This window comes from Streptomyces sp. NBC_01351, from assembly GCF_036237315.1.
Taxonomy (GTDB): Bacteria; Actinomycetota; Actinomycetes; order Streptomycetales; family Streptomycetaceae; genus Streptomyces.
Genome location: NZ_CP108356.1, coordinates 2,025,909 through 2,045,845, shown reverse-complemented (window position 1 = coordinate 2,045,845; position 19,937 = coordinate 2,025,909). Strand labels below are relative to the sequence as shown.

Below are 19,937 nucleotides of genomic sequence, written 5' to 3'. Positions count from 1 at the left end.
TCACATTACTATGTTACCGGTCACATCGTAGAGCGCGGCCCTTCACTGGAGTGACCATGACCAAGCGCACCCAACTCGCCCTCGCCACCGCCCTGGTGGCCGCACTCGCACTCGGCGCCTCGGGCTGCTCCGACGCCAAGAAGGGCTCGGCGGGCGGGGGCGCGGGTGCCTCGAACCCCGCCGCCGCCAACGACGGGAAGATCCTCGGCGGCACCCCGGTCAAGGGCGGCACCCTCACCGTCCTGTCGAACCAGGACTTCTCCCACCTGGACCCGGCCCGCAACTGGACGATGCCGACGATGGACTTCGGCACCCGCCTCCTCTACCGCACGCTCGTCACCTTCAAGGCCGAGCCCGGCAAGGCCGGCAGCGAGCTGGTCCCCGACCTCGCCACCGACCTCGGGACCTCGTCCAACGGGGGCAAGACCTGGACCTTCACCCTCAAGGAGGGCGTGAAGTACGAGGACGGCTCGCCGATCAAGGCCCAGGACATCAAGTACAACGTCGAGCGCTCCTTCGCCCCCGACCTCACCGGCGGCCCCGACTACGCCGCCCAGTACCTGGCCGGAGCCGAGGGGTACAAGGGCCCGCTCCAGGGTCAGCACCTCGACTCCGTGAAGACCCCGGACGACCGCACGATCGTCTTCGAACTCAAGCGCCCCGTCGCCGAGTTCTCCGCGACCGCCACCCTCCCCACCTTCGCGCCCGTGCCGCAGTCCCAGGAGAAGGGCACCCAGTACGACGCCCGCCCGTTCTCCTCCGGCCCGTACAAGATCGAGTCGTACGACCGCGACAAGAAGCTGGTCCTGGTCCGCAACGAGCACTGGGACCCGAAGACCGACACCGTCCGCAAGGCCTACCCGGACAGGTTCGTGGTCGTCATGGGCCTCAAGGGCGGCCAGATCGACGACCGGATCATCGCCGGCGAGGGCGCGGACGCCTCCGCCGTCCAGTACGCCGACATGCGGCCCGAGAGCGCCCCCAAGGTGCTGCCCAAGGAGGACGTCAAGGCGCGCCTGCTCGCCGAGTCCCAGGGCTGTACCGAGATGCTCCACCTGAACAACTCCCGCGCCCCCTTCAACGACCCGAAGGTCCGCGAGGCCATGCAGTACGCCCTCGACAAGGAAGCCGTGGTCACCGCGGGCGGCGGCCCGGCCCTCAACGAGATCGCCACCGCCTACCTGCCCCCGGCCCTCTCCGGCGGCAAGCAGGCCGACACCCTGAAGATCGCCCCGGCCGGCGACCCGGCCAAGGCCAAGGAACTCCTCAAGGCCGCGGGCAAGGAGACCCTCAAGGTCTCCCTCGCCGTCTCCACCGGCGACAAGGCCAAGGCCGAGGCGATCCAGCAGGGCCTGTCCCGCGCCGGCATCGAGGTCGTCGTCGACACCGTCGACCCGGGCGCCTACTACGACGTCATCGGCGACCTCTCCACCACCCCCGACATGACGCTCACCGGCTGGTGCCCCGACTACCCGTCCGGCTCCACCTGGATCCCCTTCGTCTTCGACGGGCGCACCATCAAGGACAAGGGCAACCAGGGCAACTACGCCCAGTTCCGCGACGACGCGACGATGAAGCGGATCGACGAGATCAACGCCATGGCCGACGCCAAGCAGGCCAACCAGGCCTGGATCGACCTCGACGCCGAGATCATGAAGAAGTCCCCGTCGATCCCGGTCCTGCTGGAGCGCAAGCCGCTGCTCGTCGGCCCCAACATCGCGGGCGCCTTCGGCCACCCCGTGTGGACCGGCACCATCGACTACGCCACCGTCGGCCTCAAGGACCCCTCGAAGAGCCAGGGCTGAGGAACCCGGAGCCCCCGACACCATGACCACCACCGCACCGGGCGCCGGCGACCAGCCGGCGCCGGGCCCCGACAGCCCACCGGCCCGCGACGGCACCCCGGCCCCCGATGCCGAGGGTTCGGCGACGGCAGCCCCCGGCCCTGACGGCACTCCGGTCCCCGATGCCGAGGGTTCGGCGACGGCAGCCCCCGGCCCTGACGGCACTCCGGCCCCCGATGCCGAGGGTTCGGCGACGGCAGCCCCCGGCCCTGACGGCACTCCGGTCCCTGACAGCGCTCCGGTCCCTGGTCCCGCACGGGCCCCTGGCGGTGCACCAGCCCCGGGCGCGGCCGCGAGCTCCGGAGCGGCCTCGGCTCCCGGCGCCGATCCGGCCCACGACGCCGCCACAGTCCGGCCCGCGGCAGCGTCCGGCAGCCCCTGGCAGCTCGCCCGGCAGGAGCTGCGCCGCCGCCCCGCCGTCCGCGTCAGCCTCTGCGTCGTCCTCCTCTTCGTCCTGATGGCCGTCACCGCCCCCTGGCTGGGGGCGCTCGGGGGCTGGTCCCCCGAGGAGTTCGACAAGACCGCCATCGACCCCTACCTCGGGGGCCTGCCGCTGGGCTCCTTCGGCGGGATCAGCGCCGAGCACTGGCTCGGCGTCGAACCCGTCACCGGACGTGACCTGTTCGCCCGCGTGGTCCACGGCGCGCAGGTCTCCCTGCTCATCGCCTTCGCCGCCACCGCCATCGTGGTCGTCACGGGCACCGCCGCCGGAATCGCCGCCGGCTACTTCGGCGGCCGCACCGACGCGGTGCTGTCCCGGCTGATGGACCTGACCATGTCCTTCCCGTCCCTCATCTTCATGATCGCGATGCTGTCCGTGGCCAAGGACGTCAACCGCATCGTCCTCATGACCACCGTCATCGGGATCTTCGGCTGGCCCGGTGTCGCCCGCGTGGTCCGCGGCCAGACGCTCTCCCTCAAACACCGCGAGTACGTGGACGCCGCCCGCGTGGGCGGCGCGAGCTCCTGGCGGATCCTGACCCGCGACATCCTTCCGGGGGTCTCGGGCCCGGTCATCGCCTACACCACCCTGCTCATCCCCGGCATGATCAGCACCGAGGCCGCGCTCAGCTACCTCGGCGTGGGCGTCCGCCCGCCCACCCCGTCCTGGGGCCAGATGATCGCCGAGTCCGTCGCCTTCTACGAGACCGACCCCATGTACTTCGTCATCCCCAGCGTGTTCCTCTTCCTCGCCGTGCTCGCCTTCACCCTGCTCGGCGACGCCCTGCGCGACATCCTCGACCCGAGGGGCGGCCGCAGTTGATCCTCTACCTCGCCCGCCGGCTGCTGGCCCTCGCCGGAGTGCTGCTCGCCATCGCCGCCGTCACCTTCCTCATCTTCTACGTCCTGCCCGCGGACCCGGCCGCGGCCGCCTGCGGCAAGACCTGCAGCGCCGAGCGACTGGCCGACGTACGCGCGTACCTGGGCCTCGACCAGCCCCTGTGGAAGCAGTTCGCCGACTTCCTGACCGGCATCTTCACCGGCCGCACCCTCGGCACCGGCCAGTACGCCGTCGAGTGCGGCTTCCCCTGCCTGGGCTACTCCTACGAGAACTCCCTGCCCGTCTGGGACCTGCTCATGGACCGGCTCCCGGTCTCCGCCTCCCTCGCCTTCGGCGCCGCTCTGCTGTGGCTGGTCCTGGGACTGGGCGCCGGGGTCACCGCCGCCCTGCGCAAGGACACCGCCACCGACAAGGCCCTGATGGTCGGCGCCGTCGCCGCCGCCTCCCTGCCCGTCTACTTCACCTCCGTGCTGCTCATCTACGGGGTCATCCGCGTCGCCGGCCTCCTGCCCTACCCCACCTACCAGGCCTTCACCGACGACCCGCTCGCCTGGGCCTCCAACCTGCTGCTGCCCTGGATCGCCCTCGCCCTGCTCTACGCGGCCATGTACGCGCGCCAGAGCCGGGGTTCGATGATCGAGGCGATGGCCGAGCCGTACATCCGCACCGCCCGCGCCAAGGGCATGCCGGAGCGCACGGTCGTCGTGAAACACGGACTGCGCTCCGGGATGACCCCGATCCTGACCATCTTCGGCATGGACCTCGGCGGTCTGCTCGCCGGAGCCGTCATCACCGAGTCCATCTTCGGACTCCCCGGCATCGGGCGGCTGTTCTACGGAGCGCTCGTCAGCTCCGACCAGCCCGTGGTCCTCGGCGTCACCCTGCTCGCCGCGTTCTTCATCGTCGTCGCGAACCTCGTCGTCGACCTCCTGTACGCCGTCATCGACCCGAGAGTGAGGTACTGATGACCGCTCCGCTCCTCGAAGTACGCGACCTGGGCGTCACCTTCACCACTCCGCGCGGCACCGTACGGGCCGTCGACTCGATCGGCTTCACCGTCGAGGCCGGCCGCACCCTCGGGATCGTCGGAGAGTCGGGCTCGGGCAAGTCCGTCACCTCGCTGGCCGTCATGGGCCTGCACCGGGGCGGGGCGCGGGTCACCGGATCCGTCACCCTCGCCGGACGGGAGCTGACCACCCTGTCCGAGCGGGAACTGAGCAAGGTGCGCGGCCGCAAGATGGCCATGATCTTCCAGGACCCGCTGTCCAGCCTGCACCCCTACTACACCGTCGGCGAGCAGATCGCCGAGCACTTCAGGGTCCACTTCAAGGCCGGCCGGCCCGCCGCCCGCAAACGGGCCGTCGACATGCTCGGCGAGGTCGGCATCCCGGAACCGGCCCGCCGCGCGGGGGAGTACCCGCACCAGTTCTCCGGCGGCATGCGCCAGCGCGCGATGATCGCCATGGCGCTGGCCTGCGAGCCCGACCTGCTGATCGCCGACGAGCCGACCACCGCCCTGGACGTCACCGTGCAGGCGCAGATCCTGGAGCTGATCGCCCGGCTCCAGGAGGAGCGCGGCCTCGGCGTCGTGATGATCACCCACGACCTGGGCGTCGTCGCCCGCGTGGCCCACGAGGTGCTGGTCATGTACGGAGGCAGGGCCGCCGAACAGGCTTCGGCCGACGCGCTGTTCGCCGACCCCGCCCACCCCTACACCCGGGGCCTGCTCGACTCGCTGCCCCGCCTCGACACTGCCGACGACGTGCCCCTGCCCTTCATCCCCGGCTCCCCGCCCTCCCTGCTCGCCCCGGCCGCCGGCTGTGCCTTCGCCCCGCGCTGTACGAAGGCGGCCGCGCGCTGCACCGACGTACGCCCGGCCCTGGAGACGCACGGGCACGGGCCGGACGCGCGGACGGTGGCCTGCCACTTCGCCTTCGCGGGGGCCCGCACCGCCGAGGAGGCGGCCCGATGACCAAGACCGACACGCTCCTGTCCGTCCGGGACCTCACCATGACCTTCCCCGGCAAACGGTCCGTGACCGGGCGCCGGGGGGAGCCCGTGCGCGCCGTGGACGGGGTCTCCTTCGACCTGGCCGCCGGGCAGACCCTCGGCCTGGTCGGGGAATCGGGCTGCGGGAAGTCCACCACGGGCCGGATGCTGGTGCGGCTGCTGGAACCCACCTCGGGCTCGGTCGCCTTCGAGGGCAAGGACATCAGCCGGCTTTCCCCGGCCGCCATGCGGCCGATGCGCAAGCACATCCAGATGGTCTTCCAGGACCCCCACTCCTCCCTCAACCCCCGCCAGACGGTGGCCCGGATCATCTCCGACCCGCTGCTGGTCCAGGGCTGGAGCGCGGCCGACGCCCGCCGCCGGGCCGCCGAACTGATGGACCTGGTCGGCCTGATCCCCGAGCACATCGACCGCTACCCGCACGAGTTCTCCGGCGGCCAGGCCCAGCGCATCGGCATCGCCCGCTCGCTGGCGACCAGCCCGCGCCTCGTCATCGCGGACGAGCCGGTCTCGGCCCTCGACGTCTCCGTCCAGGCGCAGATCGTCAACCTGATGGAGCGGCTGCGCGCGGAACTGGGCCTCGCCTACGTGTTCATCGCGCACGACCTGTCCGTGGTCAAACGGGTCAGCGACCGGGTCGCCGTCATGTACCTCGGCGGGATCGTCGAGATCGGGGACAAGAAGTCCCTCTACGAGAACCCTCAGCACCCGTACACCCGGGCGCTGTTGTCCGCCGTACCGCTGCCCGACCCGGCGGCGGAACGGCGACGGGAGCGGATCGTGCTGCTCGGCGACCCGCCGAGCCCGGCCGCCCCACCCCCGGGCTGCACCTTCCACCCGCGCTGCCCCAAGGCGCAGGACATCTGCCGAACCGAACGGCCGTTGTTGCAGCTCACCGCCTCCCGAGAGGTGGCCTGTCACTTCCCGGGTGACTGACGGGGATCACGGGAAGAAGCGGGGCCCCGGAGCCAAAGGCGTCTCCGGGGCCCCGTCGGTTTAGGGTCGTGGACATGACTGCTGACCCGGAGTCCGAGAGCGCGTACTGGAACCCGCTGCCCACGGCACGCGAACTCACGGCCGGCTGGCCGGACCAGGAGAACGGGCTGGACATCGGTACGGGCGAGTGGAAGCACCTCAACCCGCTCACCGTCCCGGGCCCCTTCTACACGGGGGAGACCGACAACGGCGGGAACGGTCCGGTGTACGCCCCCGGGCTGGTCCTGGGCGACGACGACCTGTACATGGAGTTCATCTACCGCCAGCCGCAGAACCCGGACGAGGTCCGGACGCTCATCGACGTGGCCGGGGGCGAGCCCTACGGCGGTTACGCGTGCGACGGGGACGACCGATGGACCCCCGACTCCGTGCGCGAGTGGTGGGCCGGCCGGGAGCGGATCCGGGCGTGGATCGACCGGGAGATCGAGGTGCGGGCGAAGAGCGAACGCAGCTACGAACGGGCCGACGTCCCGTCCCTCCGGGCCTTCGCCGCGCACGTGGACGGGCCCCTGGAGCGGTACTTGCGCGGCTACCTCCACTGGCTGACCGAGCGCGTCGAACCGGCTCCCGGGGCCACCCTGCCCCGGCTGTGACGTCGGCGGCTAGACCAGGACCTCCCGGAAGAACTCCAGCTCCAGCGCCATCAGCTTCTCCCGCGTGCCGCCCGGGGTCATGTGGGTGACGCCCGGGAGGGCGAGCAGCCGGTGGGGGCGGCCCGCGTCCGTCAGGGCCTGGGAGAGGCGCAGGGTGTGGGAGGGGTGGACGTTGTCGTCGGCCAGGCCCGTGGTGAGGAGCAGCGGGCGGGTGAGGGCGGGGGCGTCGGCGAGCAGGGAGTCCCGCTCGTAGACCTCCGGGTGCTCCTGCGGGAGGCCCAGGTAGCGCTCGGTGTACGCCGTGTCGTACTGCCGGAAGTCGGTCGGCGCGGCCCCGGCGGCCGCCGCGTGGAAGACGTCCGGGCGGCGCAGCACCGCCAGGGCCGAGAGGTAGCCGCCGTAGGACCAGCCGCGGATGCCGACCCGGCCGAGGTCGAGGTCCGGGTGGCGCGCGCCGAGCGCCCGGAGCGCGGCGACCTGGTCCTCCAGGGTGACGTCGGAGAAGCCGCGGTACATGGCGTGCGTGTGCGCGGGGGAGACGTACGCGGTCCCGCGGTTGTCGACGGTCACCACGGCGAAGCCCTGGTCGGCCCACCACTGGCGGGCCTGCCAGCGGCGCGGTTCGGCGCTGACGTCCTGCATGCCCGGGCCGCCGTAGCTGTCCATGAGTACGGGCAGCCGCCGGCCGGGGACGTGGCCGCGGGGGAGGACCAGGGCGGTCGGGACGCCGTGCTCGGTCACCCGCTCCAGGACGGGGGCGACCCGGTAGGGGAGCGGCTCGGACAGGTCGGCGGGGGCGAACTCCCTTCCGTCCGGGGTGCGTACGGTACGCCGATAGCCGCCCGCGTCCGCCGAGGTCAGCAGCAGGGTGCCGGCCGAGGCCAGGGCGGAGTGCACCCCGGGCCCGTCGGCGAGCGCGGTCCGCTCCCCGGTCGCGGGGTCGAGGAGCAGCACTTGCTGTTCGGACGGGTCGCGCAGGGCGGCCTCGATGAGCAGGGAGCCCTCGTGGATCCCGATCACGCGGCGCACCTGGACGTCGTCGCCGGTCAGCAGCTTCCCGTCGACGGCGAGTGCCCGGGCGGCGCCGCCGGTGGGGGCACCCCCAGTGGTAGCCGGGGGAGTGTCTGCGGAGGTCAGCATCCGCCCGTCGGGGAGGCGGGCCGGGGTGCCGGGAAGCATCGGGTCCACCCACTGGGGGTGCGTGGTGCGGGAGAGTTCCCGGGTGCGGCCGGTGGCGGGGTCGGCGGAGAGCAGCAGGACGTTTTGCTGGAGCCGGTCCTGGACCGTCAGCAGGATCTCCGTCTCCGATTCCCAGCCTGCGTCGGATACGTACGGGTAGCTCCCGGCGTCCCAGTCGACCCGTATCCGGTCCCCGGTCGCCGCGTCGACGACCCAGAGCTGCACGTCGGCGTTGGGCCCGCCCGCCTCGGGGTAGGCGACGTCCTCGCCCGGGATCTCGGGGTGCGCCGGGTCGGTGAAGTACCGCCGCTGGAGGGCGGATTCGTCGACGCGGGCGGCCAGCAGGGTGTTCCCGTCGGGGGACCACCAGTGGCCGCGGGCGCGGTCCAGTTCCTCGGCGGCGGCGAACTCGGCCACGCCCCAGCGGGCCCCGTCGTCGGGGCTGACCCGGCCGCCGGGGGCGACGTACAGGGTGTCGTCGCTGACGTACGCAGTGCGGGAGCCGTCGGCGTTCGGCCTCGGATCGAAGGCGGGTCCGGCGGCCGGAATCTCCTTGGGCTCCCCGGCGCCGGAGGCGCTGACCTCGTACAGCCGCCCGTACAGGGCGAAAACGGCGCGCAGGCCGTCGCCGGAGAGGGCGTACGAGCCGATGCCGGCGGCGACGAGCCGGATCCGCTCGCGCAACCGGCGCTCGGTGGCAGGCAAGGGGCCCGGCTGGGGGCACAGCTCGCGGGGGTCGGCAAGCCGGGTTGCGGCGCCGGTGGTCGTGTCGAGCACCCAGAGGCTGTCGAAGGCGTCGGTGGGGCCGTCGGAGCGGAGGAACCACAGCAGTCGGCCGCCGTCCCCGAAGGAGAAGGCGCGCGGCGCTCCGTAGGTGAACCGGGCCGTGTCGGCGGAGAGCCTGAGGAAATCATCCATGTTCGTAGTGTGACATGTGAAATATCACCGCGCCCAGGCTCTGCCGCTAGGCCGTTCGAGTGGTGACCCCGTGGGAGCGGGCTTAGCGTCGAAAGGGTGGACGCGAACGAATCGCCGAACACGAACGGGACCGACGGCAAGGTCCGAGGAAACGGGAACGGTCTCGCACTGTTCGTCATCGCTTCCTGCCAGCTCATGGTGGTCCTCGACATCACCATCGTGAACATCGCGCTGCCGCACATCCAGAGCGCGCTCGGCTTCTCCACCGAGAGCCTTTCCTGGGTCGTCAACGCCTACACCCTCGCCTTCGGCGGCCTGCTGCTCCTCGGCGGCCGGGCGGGTGACATCCTCGGCCGCAAGCGCGTCTTCATCTTCGGCGTCCTGCTCTTCGGGCTCGCCTCCCTCCTCGGCGGACTCGCGCAGAACGAGGGCCAGTTGATGGCCGCCCGGGCCCTCCAGGGCGTCGGCGGAGCCATCGCCTCGCCGACCTCCCTCGCACTGATCACCACCACCTTCCGCGAAGGACCCGCGCGCAACCGCGCCTTCGGCGTGTTCGCGGGCGTCTCGGCCGGCGGCGGCGCGATCGGCCTGCTCGCGGGCGGCATCCTCGTCGAATGGCTCAACTGGCGCTGGGTGCTCTTTGTCAACGTGCCGATCGCCCTGGCGATCGCCGTACTGGCCAGGAAGGTGCTCCACGAGTCCGAACGCCACCCCGGACACTTCGACTTCGCCGGAGCGCTGCTGTCCACCACCGGCATGGTCGCGCTCGTGTACGGCTTCATCCGCGCCTCCCAGGAGGGCTGGCGCGACCCCTGGACGCTCGCCTCCTTCGGCGCCGCGTTGGTCCTGCTGACCCTCTTCATCCTCAACGAGCGGCGCTCGCCGCAGCCGATCACCCCGCTGCACATGTTCGCCGACCGAAACCGCGCCGGGACCTACGGGATCATGCTGATGCTCGCCTGCGCGATCTTCGGCATGTTCTTCTTCCTCACGCTCTTCGTGCAGATCGTGCTGGGCTTCAGCCCGCTGATGGCCGGACTCGCCTTCCTGCCGGTGAGCGCGGTGGTCGCGGTGGGCGCGGCCATCACCTCGCAACTGCTCCCGAAGTACGGGCCCAAACCCTTCATGGTCGCCGGCGCGCTCTGCTCGGCGGCGGGCCTGGCCTGGCTGACGCAGACCGATGTCCACTCGACGTACCTGGGCAGCATCCTCGGCCCGCTGCTGCTCTTCGGCCTCGGCATGGGCCTCCAGTTCGTCTCGCTGACCCTGATGGCCCTGTCCAACGTCCCGGACCGGGAGTCCGGCGCGGCCTCCGGGCTGCTCAACTCGATGCAGCAGGTGGGCGGTTCGCTCGGCCTGTCCATCCTGGTGACGGTCTTCGGCACGGCCAGCCGCAACGAGGCCAAGGACCAGGCGCCGGGCTTCCTGCGCAGCGCCAACCCGGAACAGCTGGCCTACTTCCAGCGCACCGGGCAGTACCCGAAGCCGTGGAGCGACCAGGTGCTCACCTCGGGCATCAGCGCGGCCTTCGTGGTGGCGGCCCTCTTCACGCTGGTCGGCGCGCTGATCGCACTGCTCGTCATCCAGGTCCGCCCCTCGGACCTCGAACGCCTCCAGGGCAACCACACGCAGACGAAGGTCTAGGCGCCGAGGCGTCGAAGCGCACCGGCTCGGCCTCGGCCTCGGCTACGTCTACTGCTCCACGAGCGCCCGCAGGCGCGCGGCGTCGGCGCGGGTGTTCATCCGCAGCGACAGCCAGGAGCCGTCCGCGAAGACCAGGTCCACCCGGGTCGGCCGACGGCGGAGCAGCGGTACGGGACGCAGGGCGCAGCCGACGGTACGGCTCTCCCGAGCCGGGTCCCCGCGGCCCCAGGGCGGCCGGACGGTGACCTTGCCCGGGGTCGCGGTGAAGGTGCCGCGCGGGCCCCGGGATTCGGAGTGCCAGCGCGTCCAGTGGAAGCCGTGCAGGGCCAGGGCGAGGCGGCCGGCCTCGCCGTCCCAGCCGCCGCGCAGGGCCGGCCCGTGGAAGAGCCGCCCGATCAGCCGGGCACCCCGTTCGAACGGATCGAGGAGCGCGGCCACCGCGTCGGCGAGGTCGTCGGGCAGCGCTTTCAGGAAGCGGACGAGGAAGAAGTCGCCGATCCGGTGCGGCAGCGGCGCCCGGGCCGGTGACCCGGGAAGCAGTGCGCGCGAGGGTCGCCGTACATGGGTGGACAACCGCCCCGGAATCTCCTCGTCCACCCCATCGATCTCATCCACCTCGTCCATCCGGCCATGATGGCCGGGCGCCCCTCAGCCGTCCAAGCTCCTGATCCGGCAGCGCGTCGGCCCCTGCGTCATCAGGGTGATCCCGGAGCTGACCGGGATGTCGGTGTCCACGGCCTCGAACTCGTACGCCCGCAGGATCATGGCCAGCGCGATCACCGACTCCAGCATCGAGAAGTGCTGCCCGATGCAGGCGCGCGGACCGCCCCCGAAGGGGAACCAGGCGTAGCGCGGGCGCGCCGCCTCCGCCTCCGGGGTGAAGCGCTCGGGGTCGAAGCGGTCCGGGTCCGTCCAGTAGTCCGGGTGGCGGTGCGTCACCCACGGAGCCAGTATCACGTTCGCGCCGGCCGGGATGGTGTACCCGCCGATGTCGGTGGCGGCGACGGCGTTGCGGCCGATGACCGGGGCGGCCGGATAGAGCCGCATGGCCTCCTTGAGCACCTGGGTGAGGTACGGGAGCCGGTCGAGGTCGGCCGCCGCGGGCGTGCGGTCGCCGAGCACCCGGGTGATCTCCTCACGGGCCCGCCGCTGCTCCTCGGGGTGACGGGCCAGCAGGTGGAGGGCGAAGGAGAGGGAGGTGGCGGTCGTCTCGTGGCCGGCGAGCAGGAAGATCAGCACCTGGTCGCGGAGCTCGGAGACGTCGAACTCCGCGTCGTCCGAGCTCTTGGCCCCGGCGAGCAGGCTCAGCAGGTCCTCCCCCTCGCTCCCTTCCGCCGCGTCGGCGTCCGCGCCGCGCCGCCGCCCGGCGATGATCCCGTCGCAGACCCCGTACAACTCGTCCATCGCCGCGGCCGCCTTCCGGTTGCCCGGAGTGGGCCAGGCGCGCGGGATGTTGACGGGGGAGTACCCGCGGCCGAGGACGTACTCGGTGATGACCGGAAAACACCGGTCCACGACGTCGACGGTGGCCTCGACGTCGGTGCCGAAGAGGATCCGGGCGACCGCGCGCAGGGCGAGGTGCATCATCTGATCGGAGAGGTCGACAACCCCGTCGGCGGCCTCCTTCCACGCCGTGATCACCGACGCGGTCTCGGCGGCGACGGCCCCGGCGTATCCGTCCACCCGCCGCTTGGTGAACAGCGGCTGGACCAGCCGGCGCTGCCGCAGGTAGTCCTCGTCCTGGCTGGTCAGCAGCCCGTTGCCGAAGGACTCCCGGATCTCCTGGTAGAAGGGGTTGTCCTTGCGGAAGTTGGCCGACTGGGCGGCGAGCACCTGCTGGGCGCCCTCCGCCGAGAAGAGGCAGTACAACTCGGCGCGCAGCCCGGGCGGTCCGACGCTGACCCGCACCACGTCCCCGTGCTCCCGCCGGGCCCGTTCGTACGTACCCAGCGCGTCCGCCTTCAGATCGAAGAGCGACCCGACCACGGGCACCCCCGCGAGCACCGGGATCTCCTTGCCGACTTCCGCGTTCACATCCACAGCCATGTTCGCCGCCCCCTCGTCCCGAACCGTCGGCCCGATTCTGCCGCTCCCCACCACCCACGGCCACGCCCGGTCCCCCGGGTGGCCGAATACCGGCCACCGAATTCAGTACCCACCACGCGCGATCTCGGCTTCCACGGCGGCGAGTTCGTCCTGCCGCCCCATGAGGGCCAGCTGCTCCCGGTAGCCGTCCAGCGCGGTCAGGAGCAGCTTCTCCCAACCGCCTTCCAACGCACACATCCGCCGCGCGGCGGCAACGGACTCGGCCCGCAGGGCCAGCGCTATCCCGGGCCGGTCGGCGAACTCCAGCTTGCTGTACTCGTACAGAGCCTCCGTCAGCAGCGGCAGGTACGCGAGCGGACCGACCTGGACGAGCGTGCGGTAGGCGGCGACCTGCCGTCGGATCGGCAGCGTCCCGGACTCGAGGAGGGCGACTCGGGCTCGGAGGACCTCGTGGTGATCGATGTTCGCCGTGTGATTCATGACGCCGATTCTGAAAGCCGCAAGGGGGGTCGCACCAGGGCAAACGGCTGTGCCGTTCGTCCTACGAAAACCCCTTCTGACCTGTCATGATTGATACGTCATCACCCTTGTGGGGATCGAGCAGCCCGCCGCGAGCCAACGCCCACGGCCAGGAGCCGAGCCGTCGTCACCCTCGACACCCCCCGCGGCGCAGCCGGAGACCCTGGCTTCCGCGGCGCAGCCGCAGCCGCCCTCCGCAGGCGGCCGGCGTCCCGAGCCAGCCGCCGCCTGACGCTTCAACATGTCACTGCACATCGCCCCGGTCTTGACCGCTGCCGGGGTTCTCACTCAACGAACAGGGGAGACGATGACCGAACGCATCGTGGCCAGGTTCCAGATATCCGACCTCGTGGGCCACGGGCTCCTCGCCCGCCTGCCCGAAAGCGAGGGGACCGGCGACGGAGAGGTGGCCGGTCTGCTCCGCAGGACCGAGGTCCGCAAGCACGGCAAGGACGGTGCCGCCTTCAAGTTCAAGGACGTCCCGTTCCCGCTCGCCAACCGCCTGCGGCTGCTCCTGCTCGACATGGGCGACGACATCCAGGCGGGGCGCTACTTCGTGCGGAAGGTGACCGCGGGCCATGTGAACCGGTGTGCGCAGGAGCAGGTGTTGAGGGCCCTCCGCGATTCCAACGCGAACGCCGGTTACACCGCGGCCCATGAGATCGACGCCTTCGACCGCGTGGTGACCGGCTGTTAGCCGGCCTCTGAACCCGCCGGCCCGTGCCATCTCTCCGGCGGCCCCCTCGCGGGGCGTACGGGGTGTTCGCGCGGTTCGGCCTCCGGGCCCGACCCAGGCCGGGGCCGAGTTCGGTGAGCTGGCGGACGTGGTGCCGGCGGGGGCTGTTTCACGTTGTGGACCCGCCTGGAGTGCTGAATCGTCAGGGCCTACAGTTCGCGGCCCCCCCGCCGAAAGATCACCCCGGAGGTCCGCCATGCCCACCCCCAAGTCCCCGCAGTCCGGTGACGGGACACGCATCGCCATCGGCATGACGATCGCCATCGCCGCCGCCGCCGTGGCCATGTCGCTCTCCGCACCGGAGACCCTCACCGAACCCACCGCCACCACGTCCACCGCAACCCCCGACCGCACCGTCTGGTCCCCCACCGCGCGCCCCACGTACAGCCCCAGCCCCACCAGCAGCCCCAGCCCGACACCATCACGAGCGCCCACCAGGACGCCCGAGCCGGAGGTGTCGACGTACAGGCCCTCCACCAGCGGCGGCACCGGTTCCTCGGGCAGCTACGGCTCGAACCCCGGCTACTACGACGGGAACTACGACAACGACCAGGAGTGGCACAACAAGTACGGCAACCCGAAGGAGTACTACGACGGGAACTACGACAACGACGACGACTACCACGACAAGTACGGCAGCGGCAGCGGAAGCGGTCGCGGCAGACCCAACCCCCACTGACATTCACGAAGCCCCCGCCGGTCGTCCGAGTCGGGGGCTTTCGCATGCGCGCCTACGCCGCCGCCGGTGTCCGGCTGGAGCCGTTCGAGCAGGACGCTGGTGTACGCGCCGGGCGGGTCGGGCGCTTTGCTCACGAAGATGCGGTGCCCGGTGATCCCGGCCAAGTCGAGTGCCTCGGTGCCGGTATAGCTGCCGGAGGCGTCCGCCTCGCCCACGCCCGACGTCCGGGTGAGCATCACCTCGCGAGAGGTCTGCCAGCCGCCCGAGACCGGCTCGTCGGAGCCCGTATTTTCCGGAGCCAAAGAAGGCCGATACCCGTGGTCACCACAACACGTAGGGGCCCGACGAGGTGGATCAGAGGGTGATGTAGCCGGTAAGCAGCTGCTGGTTGGTGCTGAAGACGGGGGTGTCCTTCTCGAACCACAGCGTGTGGATGTCGCCTTCGGTGATGATGTCGCCCTCGACTGCGCGGCCTCGGGGGCCGTCTGCGGTGCGGCGCAGGTCGGACGTGAGGCCGGTGAGCTTGATGATCAGGCGGACCTTTCCGGCGGCGCAGAACAGGGCGTAGTCGCAGGCTTCGACCTTCTTGGGGTCGAGGGGCCAGATGCCGCGGCCGTTGTCGTAGATGTGCTGGGGGGTCTGGCCTTCTTCCCAGCCGATGGAGGTGCGACCCAGTCCGTCGTGGGGACGGTCTTCGGCCGCCAGGTCTCTGACCCCGTTGCTGAGCTTGATGACGAGGTACGTCTTCTTTTCGGGCACGGACGTTTCTCCTTGGGTGGGTGTCAGGGGTAGACGGATTCGCATTCGGCTTGCCAGTCGACGGTGCCGTCTCCGATGCCGGACCAGCTCCGGCAGTCGTTGGTGTCGACGCTGCTGGAGCCGCCGGTGATGGTGCTCATGACGATGAAGAACACGAAGGCCGCGATCATCAGGCCGCAGCCGATGGTGCAGCCGCTCGGTCCCGGGCTGGGCGGGGGTGGGGTGGGCACTGGCCGGGTCTCCTCGGCGGGGTGTCAGTTGTTGATGCGCCGGTACTCGATGGGCCACGCCCACAGGGTGAGCGCGGTGAACAGGGCGGCGGCGGGGGCGAGGAAGGTGAGCCAGGCGGTGGCTGTCTCGTGGGTCTTGGCGGCGGCGGTGACCTCGTCGCACAGGTACTTGCAGGTGAGGACTTCGAGTGAAGCGCCGGCCGTGGTGTTCGCGTAGATGAGCGCGATGCCCGCGCCGAGTCCGAGGACTGCGGCGCTCATGAGGAACCCGACGGGTATGAAGGCGCGGGAGGTGGTGAAGCTGCCGCGGGATGCGATGTGGGTGAGTTCGCCGGGCTTGACGAGCGCGGCGGCCAGCTCGGCGTGAGTGAATTTGTTCTGGTCGGCGGTGTTGGGGGTGGGCTCGGAGCCCGGGGTCTTGTGCGTGTTGGACGGGTAGTCAGTAGTCACGGCCGGAGGTTAGCTTCCGCAGGTCAAGGACGGCAGAGGCGTCCCAAGGACCGGTCACGACCAGGGACTTCGCGTGCCACGCCACAGCGTTCGCGGGTCTCTTCCGGGCTCGGCATCCGGGCTGTTGGTAGCAGCGAAGGAAGCAGGCTGGAGGTCGCTCCACTGTTCAGAGGCCCGAGCTTCTCGGAACGGGACGGGTGCAACCATCCCTGGATGCTGGACAAATGGGGTGGAAAAGACTGAGGCCCCGCCACCCTGCGTGAAGGGTGTCGGGGCCTCATTCGCTGCACAGTTCTTGCGCGAGGGGATGGAAACTGCCGGAAGGTGTCGAGTGGCACCGGAAGGTGTTTCCGCAGGTCAGCGACCACTTCTGAGGGGGTGTTCGCAATGCCTGGTTGGTCCCATCATGTCGCAATCCCTAGATGTCGCGGAAGATCTCGATCTGGGCGCCCACCGAGTTGAGGCGCTCGGCCAGTTCCTCGTAGCCGCGGTTGATCACGTAGACGTTGCGGAGCACCGACGTGCCCTCGGCCGCCATCATCGCCAGGAGGACGACCACCGCCGGGCGCAGGGCCGGCGGGCACATCATTTCCGCCGCGCGCCAGCGGGTGGGGCCCTCGACCAGGACGCGGTGGGGGTCCAGGAGTTGGAGGCGGCCGCCGAGGCGGTTGAGGTCGGTGAGGTAGATGGCACGGTTGTCGTACACCCAGTCGTGGATCAGGGTCTGGCCCTGGGCCACGGCGGCGATGGCCGCGAAGAACGGGACGTTGTCGATGTTCAGCCCGGGGAACGGCATCGGGTGGATCTTGTCGATCGGGGCTTCGAGCTTCGACGGGCGGACCGTGAGGTCCACCAGGCGGGTGCGGCCGTTGTCGGCCACGTACTCCGCCGAGCGGTCGTGGTCGAGGCCCATCTCCTCCAGGACCGCGAGCTCGATCTCCATGAACTCGATCGGCACCCGGCGGATCGTCAGCTCCGACTCCGTGACCACGGCGGCGGCGAGCAGGCTCATCGCCTCGACCGGGTCTTCGGAGGGGGAGTAGTCCACGTCCACGTCGATGTTCGGGATGCCGTGGACGGTGAGGGTGGTGGTGCCGATGCCCTCGACCTTCACGCCCAGCGCCTCCAGGAAGAAGCACAGGTCCTGGACCATGTAGTTGGACGACGCGTTGCGGATGACGGTCACGCCGTCGTGGCGGGCGGCGGCCAGCAGCGCGTTCTCGGTGACCGTGTCCCCGCGCTCGGTCAGTACGATCGGGCGGCCGGGGGAGACTCCGGGCTCGACCTGGGCGTGGTAGATGCCCTCGGTCGCGGTGATGTCCAGGCCGAAGCGGCGCAGGGCGATCATGTGGGGCTCGATGGTGCGGGTGCCGAGGTCGCAGCCGCCGGCGTAGGGCAGGCGGAAGTGGTCCATCCGGTGGAGGAGGGGGCCCAGGAACATGATGATGCTGCGGGTGCGGCGGGCCGCGTCCGCGTCCATGGCGTCCATGTCGAGGCGGGCCGGCGGGACGAGCTCCAGGTCCACGCCGTCGTTGATCCAGCGGCTGCGGACGCCGATGGAGTTCAGGACCTCCAGGAGGCGGTAGACCTCCTCGATGCGGGCCACCCGCCGGAGCACCGTACGGCCCTTGTTGAGCAGCGAGGCGCACAACAGGGCGACGCACGCGTTCTTGCTCGTCTTGACGTCGATGGCGCCGGACAGACGGCGGCCGCCGACGACCCTCAGGTGCATCGGGCCGGCGTAGCCCAGGGAGACGATCTCGCTGTCGAGCGCTTCGCCGATGCGGGCGATCATCTCAAGGCTGATGTTCTGGTTGCCGCGCTCGATCCGGTTCACGGCGCTCTGGCTGGTGCCGAGTGCGTCGGCGAGTTGACTCTGTGTCCAGCCCCGGTGCTGCCGGGCGTCACGGATGAGCTTGCCGATGCGTACGAGGTAGTCGTCTGCCATGGGTGCACCGTATCTCAGATATGAGATGTTGATCGCGGGGGGTGGGGCATTTGGGTGTTATCGACCGTCAGGTCCCATAGTGGGGCCGGTCGCCCACCCCTGCCCGGCAGAGGTGGGGCGGGGTGGGGCGGGCGACCGGCCCGGAGCCGTGCCCGGCGCATTGCCGGCGTCGTGCCCCGCTCAGGCCCCCGCGCCGCCCCCGCACCCGCACGCGCGGTGGCGGCCGCCGTGGACCCCCGCGTACGAGGCCGGGCGCGGGCCGGATCCCGCGCGGGCCACGCGGGCCGAAGCCGCCCTGCCCGCCGGGGACTCCGCGTCGTGCACCACGCGGCCGCCCACCAGGGTCATGCGCACCCCCGTCCCGCTGATGTCGGCCACCGGGCACCGCGTCACGTCCCGGTCCAGCACGACCAGGTCCGCGGCCTTGCCCTGCTCCACCGTCCCCGTCAGCCCCTCCTGGCGCAGCTGCCAGGCCGTGCCGGCGGTGTGCATCCGCAGCGCGGACGTACGGCTCAGGCCCTCCAGCTCCCGGTACAGCTCGCCCTCGCCGGCCGCACCCTGCCGGTCGACGGCGGTGCGCACCTGGTTCCACACCTGCAGCGCGTCCACCGGCCAGTCGGAGCCGCCGGCCAGCCGCGCCCCCGCCTTCTCCAGGCTGCGCGCCGGGTACATCCACCGGTGCCGCCCGGGCCCGATGTACGGCAGCAGTGCCTCCATCGTCCAGGTGTCCCGCGCCGCCCACTGGAGCTGCAGGCAGGCCGCCACCCCGAGCTGCGCGAAGCGCCGCAGGTCGGCGGGGTTCACCAACTGCAGGTGGGCGACGGCGTTGCGCGGGTCGCGCAGGCCGGTGACCCGGCGGGCGTACGCGTACCCGTCGAGGGCCGTGCGCACGGCCCGGTCGCCCAGCCCGTGCGCGTGCATCTGCCAGCCCACCCGGTTGAAGGCGGCGGTCAGCCGGCCGTAGTCGGCCGCCGAGGTGTACAGCTCGCCGCGGTTCCGCGTGGGCGTGCCGTTCCCGTCCAGGTACGGCTCCAGCAGCGCGGCCGTCTGCGCCGGGTACTCGATGACCCCGTCGAGGAACACCTTGATCATTCCGAAGCGCAGCCCGGGCGTCCCCTCGAACTGCCGCCGCAGGCCGAGCGCGTACTCCAGGGAGCCCGCCGGGTCCTTGGCCTGCTCGGCGTCCAGCCGGATCGCGGGCACGATGCGCTGCGGCAGCTTCCCGGCCTGCGCCAGGGCCTGGTAGAGCTCCAGTTCGTGCCGCCCGACCAGGGCGTCCATCATCGTCGTGATCCCGGACGCGGCCGCAAGGTCCAGCACCCGGGCGCAGGCCGCGACCAGTTCGGCCCGGGAGGGCTCGGGGACGTGCCGCTTCACCAGGCCCTGCGCGTCGTCCTTGAGCACGCCCGTCGGCTGCCCGTCCGGGCCCTTCACGACCTGGCCGCCCACCGGGTCGGGGGTGGCCGCCGTGATCCCGGCGATGTCCAGTGCCCGCCGGTTGGCCCACAGGTTGTGCCCGTCGCCGCCGACGAGGACGACCGGGCGGCGGGTCGCCAGCGCGTCCAGCATCGAATGGTGCGGGACCGTCCCCGTCGGCAGCAGCCCGACCGGGTTCCAGTCCTCCACCACCAGCCAGCGGTCCGGCTCCGCCGCCGCGCCGCCGGTCTCGGCGAGGAAGCCGGTGAGGATCTCGCGCAGCTCCTCCACGGTGGTCTCGGCCCCGTCCAGCGAGGGGCTCAGCGAACGCGTCCCGGCGCCCAGCGGGTGCACGTGCCCGTCGTGGATGCCGCTCATCACGGTGTTGCCGCCCGCGTCCACCACCTCGGTGTCGCGGCCGATGAACCGGCGCAGCGCCGAGCCCTCCCCGGTGGCCAGGATCTTCCCGTCGCGGCCGACGGCCACCGCCTCGGCCGGGCGGCCCGTCCCGACCCCGCTGAACACCCGCGCGTTGTGGATGACCAGGGCCGCCGGACCGCGCCCCGAAGGCGCCGCGGCGGCGCTGCCGGCCGCCGCGCCCAGCAGGCCCGCCGCGCCGGCGGCCCCCGCCGCCGCGAGCAGGCCGCGCCGGGACAGAGAAGAAGACGTCATGACCACTCCGAATCGT

Annotated in this window: 18 protein-coding genes; 9 read left to right on the top strand and 9 right to left on the bottom strand. The window is 71.4% G+C overall.

All coding sequences use genetic code 11. The annotated features are described in order from the left end of the window. Positions 1–56: 56 nt before the first annotated feature. From OG625_RS09165 to OG625_RS09140, 6 genes are all read left to right on the top strand, one after another. On the top strand, positions 57–1,805 hold the full coding sequence (locus tag OG625_RS09165; RefSeq protein WP_329378166.1) for an ABC transporter substrate-binding protein: 1,749 nt from the start codon (positions 57–59) through the stop codon (positions 1,803–1,805). A 439-nt stretch (positions 1,806–2,244) separates the two neighbouring features. Next, the gene (locus OG625_RS09160; protein ID WP_443067878.1) at positions 2,245–3,108 is read left to right on the top strand and encodes an ABC transporter permease; all 864 of its coding nucleotides are present in this window, start codon (positions 2,245–2,247) and stop codon (positions 3,106–3,108) included. Continuing rightward, the gene (locus tag OG625_RS09155; RefSeq protein ID WP_329378164.1) at positions 3,105–4,091 is read left to right on the top strand and encodes an ABC transporter permease; all 987 of its coding nucleotides are present in this window, start codon (positions 3,105–3,107) and stop codon (positions 4,089–4,091) included. Before OG625_RS09160 ends, OG625_RS09155 begins: the two co-directional genes overlap by 4 nt. Further along, positions 4,091–5,098 (top strand): ABC transporter ATP-binding protein, encoded by a 1,008-nt coding sequence (locus OG625_RS09150; protein WP_329378162.1) that lies wholly within the window; start codon positions 4,091–4,093, stop codon positions 5,096–5,098. The genes OG625_RS09155 and OG625_RS09150 overlap by 1 nt, the downstream gene beginning before the upstream one ends. Continuing rightward, on the top strand, positions 5,095–6,072 hold the full coding sequence (locus tag OG625_RS09145) for an ABC transporter ATP-binding protein (RefSeq protein WP_329378160.1): 978 nt from the start codon (positions 5,095–5,097) through the stop codon (positions 6,070–6,072). Before OG625_RS09150 ends, OG625_RS09145 begins: the two co-directional genes overlap by 4 nt. A gap of 74 nt (positions 6,073–6,146) precedes the next feature. Continuing rightward, positions 6,147–6,725: a hypothetical protein gene (locus OG625_RS09140; protein ID WP_329378158.1), complete on the top strand. Its 579-nt coding sequence runs from the start codon at positions 6,147–6,149 to the stop codon at positions 6,723–6,725. A gap of 9 nt (positions 6,726–6,734) precedes the next feature. Here the strand turns inward: OG625_RS09140 and OG625_RS09135 are convergent, their stop codons facing one another. After that, positions 6,735–8,822 carry a S9 family peptidase gene (locus tag OG625_RS09135; protein ID WP_329378155.1) on the bottom strand — a complete coding sequence of 696 codons (2,088 nt, stop codon included), beginning with the start codon at positions 8,820–8,822 and terminating at the stop codon, positions 6,735–6,737. 96 nt (positions 8,823–8,918) lie between these two features. On the opposite strand from OG625_RS09135, the gene OG625_RS09130 reads away from it, so the two are divergent. Continuing rightward, positions 8,919–10,466 carry an MFS transporter gene (locus tag OG625_RS09130; RefSeq protein ID WP_329378153.1) on the top strand — a complete coding sequence of 516 codons (1,548 nt, stop codon included), beginning with the start codon at positions 8,919–8,921 and terminating at the stop codon, positions 10,464–10,466. Positions 10,467–10,514: 48 nt separating this feature from the next. Here the strand turns inward: OG625_RS09130 and OG625_RS09125 are convergent, their stop codons facing one another. From OG625_RS09125 to OG625_RS09115, 3 genes are all read right to left on the bottom strand, one after another. Continuing rightward, complete coding sequence (locus OG625_RS09125; RefSeq protein WP_329378151.1) at positions 10,515–11,090, bottom strand: hypothetical protein; 576 nt, start codon at positions 11,088–11,090, stop codon at positions 10,515–10,517. 24 nt (positions 11,091–11,114) lie between these two features. Beyond that, a complete protein-coding gene (locus OG625_RS09120) occupies positions 11,115–12,512 on the bottom strand; it encodes a cytochrome P450 (protein WP_329378148.1) in 1,398 nt (465 codons plus the stop codon). A 102-nt stretch (positions 12,513–12,614) separates the two neighbouring features. Continuing rightward, on the bottom strand, positions 12,615–12,992 hold the full coding sequence (locus tag OG625_RS09115) for a hypothetical protein (RefSeq protein ID WP_329378146.1): 378 nt from the start codon (positions 12,990–12,992) through the stop codon (positions 12,615–12,617). Between the two features lie 346 nt (positions 12,993–13,338). Between OG625_RS09115 and OG625_RS09110 the strand changes: the two genes are divergently transcribed. Both OG625_RS09110 and OG625_RS09105 read left to right on the top strand, forming a co-directional pair. Then, entirely contained in the window at positions 13,339–13,728 is a 390-nt protein-coding gene (locus tag OG625_RS09110) for a hypothetical protein (RefSeq protein ID WP_329378144.1), read from the top strand. Between the two features lie 235 nt (positions 13,729–13,963). Next, complete coding sequence (locus tag OG625_RS09105) at positions 13,964–14,446, top strand: hypothetical protein (protein WP_329378142.1); 483 nt, start codon at positions 13,964–13,966, stop codon at positions 14,444–14,446. Positions 14,447–14,800: 354 nt separating this feature from the next. Here OG625_RS09105 and OG625_RS09100 read toward each other — a convergent pair whose 3' ends face one another. The 5 genes from OG625_RS09100 to OG625_RS09080 all read right to left on the bottom strand — a co-directional run bounded on the left by OG625_RS09100 (position 14,801) and on the right by OG625_RS09080 (position 19,921). After that, complete coding sequence (locus OG625_RS09100; protein ID WP_329378140.1) at positions 14,801–15,205, bottom strand: hypothetical protein; 405 nt, start codon at positions 15,203–15,205, stop codon at positions 14,801–14,803. 23 nt (positions 15,206–15,228) lie between these two features. Continuing rightward, positions 15,229–15,435, bottom strand: coding sequence for a hypothetical protein (locus tag OG625_RS09095; RefSeq protein WP_329378138.1), 207 nt, complete (start codon positions 15,433–15,435; stop codon positions 15,229–15,231). A 24-nt stretch (positions 15,436–15,459) separates the two neighbouring features. Beyond that, positions 15,460–15,885 carry a hypothetical protein gene (locus OG625_RS09090; RefSeq protein ID WP_329378136.1) on the bottom strand — a complete coding sequence of 142 codons (426 nt, stop codon included), beginning with the start codon at positions 15,883–15,885 and terminating at the stop codon, positions 15,460–15,462. A 418-nt stretch (positions 15,886–16,303) separates the two neighbouring features. Further along, positions 16,304–17,833 (bottom strand): helix-turn-helix domain-containing protein, encoded by a 1,530-nt coding sequence (locus OG625_RS09085; RefSeq protein WP_329378134.1) that lies wholly within the window; start codon positions 17,831–17,833, stop codon positions 16,304–16,306. Between the two features lie 180 nt (positions 17,834–18,013). Then, positions 18,014–19,921 (bottom strand): amidohydrolase, encoded by a 1,908-nt coding sequence (locus OG625_RS09080; protein WP_329378132.1) that lies wholly within the window; start codon positions 19,919–19,921, stop codon positions 18,014–18,016. Positions 19,922–19,937 lie beyond the last annotated feature (16 nt).

Excerpts from the sequence above, each read along its gene's own strand:
- OG625_RS09165 (WP_329378166.1), top strand. The coding sequence starts at position 57 with ATGACCAAGCGCACCCAACTCGCCCTCGCCACCGCCCTGGTGGCCGCA.
- OG625_RS09150 (WP_329378162.1), top strand. The coding sequence starts at position 4,091 with ATGACCGCTCCGCTCCTCGAAGTACGCGACCTGGGCGTCACCTTCACC.
- OG625_RS09145 (WP_329378160.1), top strand. The coding sequence starts at position 5,095 with ATGACCAAGACCGACACGCTCCTGTCCGTCCGGGACCTCACCATGACC.
- OG625_RS09140 (WP_329378158.1), top strand. The coding sequence starts at position 6,147 with ATGACTGCTGACCCGGAGTCCGAGAGCGCGTACTGGAACCCGCTGCCC.
- OG625_RS09135 (WP_329378155.1), bottom strand. The coding sequence starts at position 8,822 with ATGGATGATTTCCTCAGGCTCTCCGCCGACACGGCCCGGTTCACCTAC.
- OG625_RS09125 (WP_329378151.1), bottom strand. The coding sequence starts at position 11,090 with ATGGACGAGGTGGATGAGATCGATGGGGTGGACGAGGAGATTCCGGGG.
- OG625_RS09120 (WP_329378148.1), bottom strand. The coding sequence starts at position 12,512 with ATGGCTGTGGATGTGAACGCGGAAGTCGGCAAGGAGATCCCGGTGCTC.
- OG625_RS09115 (WP_329378146.1), bottom strand. The coding sequence starts at position 12,992 with ATGAATCACACGGCGAACATCGATCACCACGAGGTCCTCCGAGCCCGA.
- OG625_RS09110 (WP_329378144.1), top strand. The coding sequence starts at position 13,339 with ATGACCGAACGCATCGTGGCCAGGTTCCAGATATCCGACCTCGTGGGC.
- OG625_RS09105 (WP_329378142.1), top strand. The coding sequence starts at position 13,964 with ATGCCCACCCCCAAGTCCCCGCAGTCCGGTGACGGGACACGCATCGCC.
- OG625_RS09085 (WP_329378134.1), bottom strand. The coding sequence starts at position 17,833 with ATGGCAGACGACTACCTCGTACGCATCGGCAAGCTCATCCGTGACGCC.
- OG625_RS09080 (WP_329378132.1), bottom strand. The coding sequence starts at position 19,921 with ATGACGTCTTCTTCTCTGTCCCGGCGCGGCCTGCTCGCGGCGGCGGGG.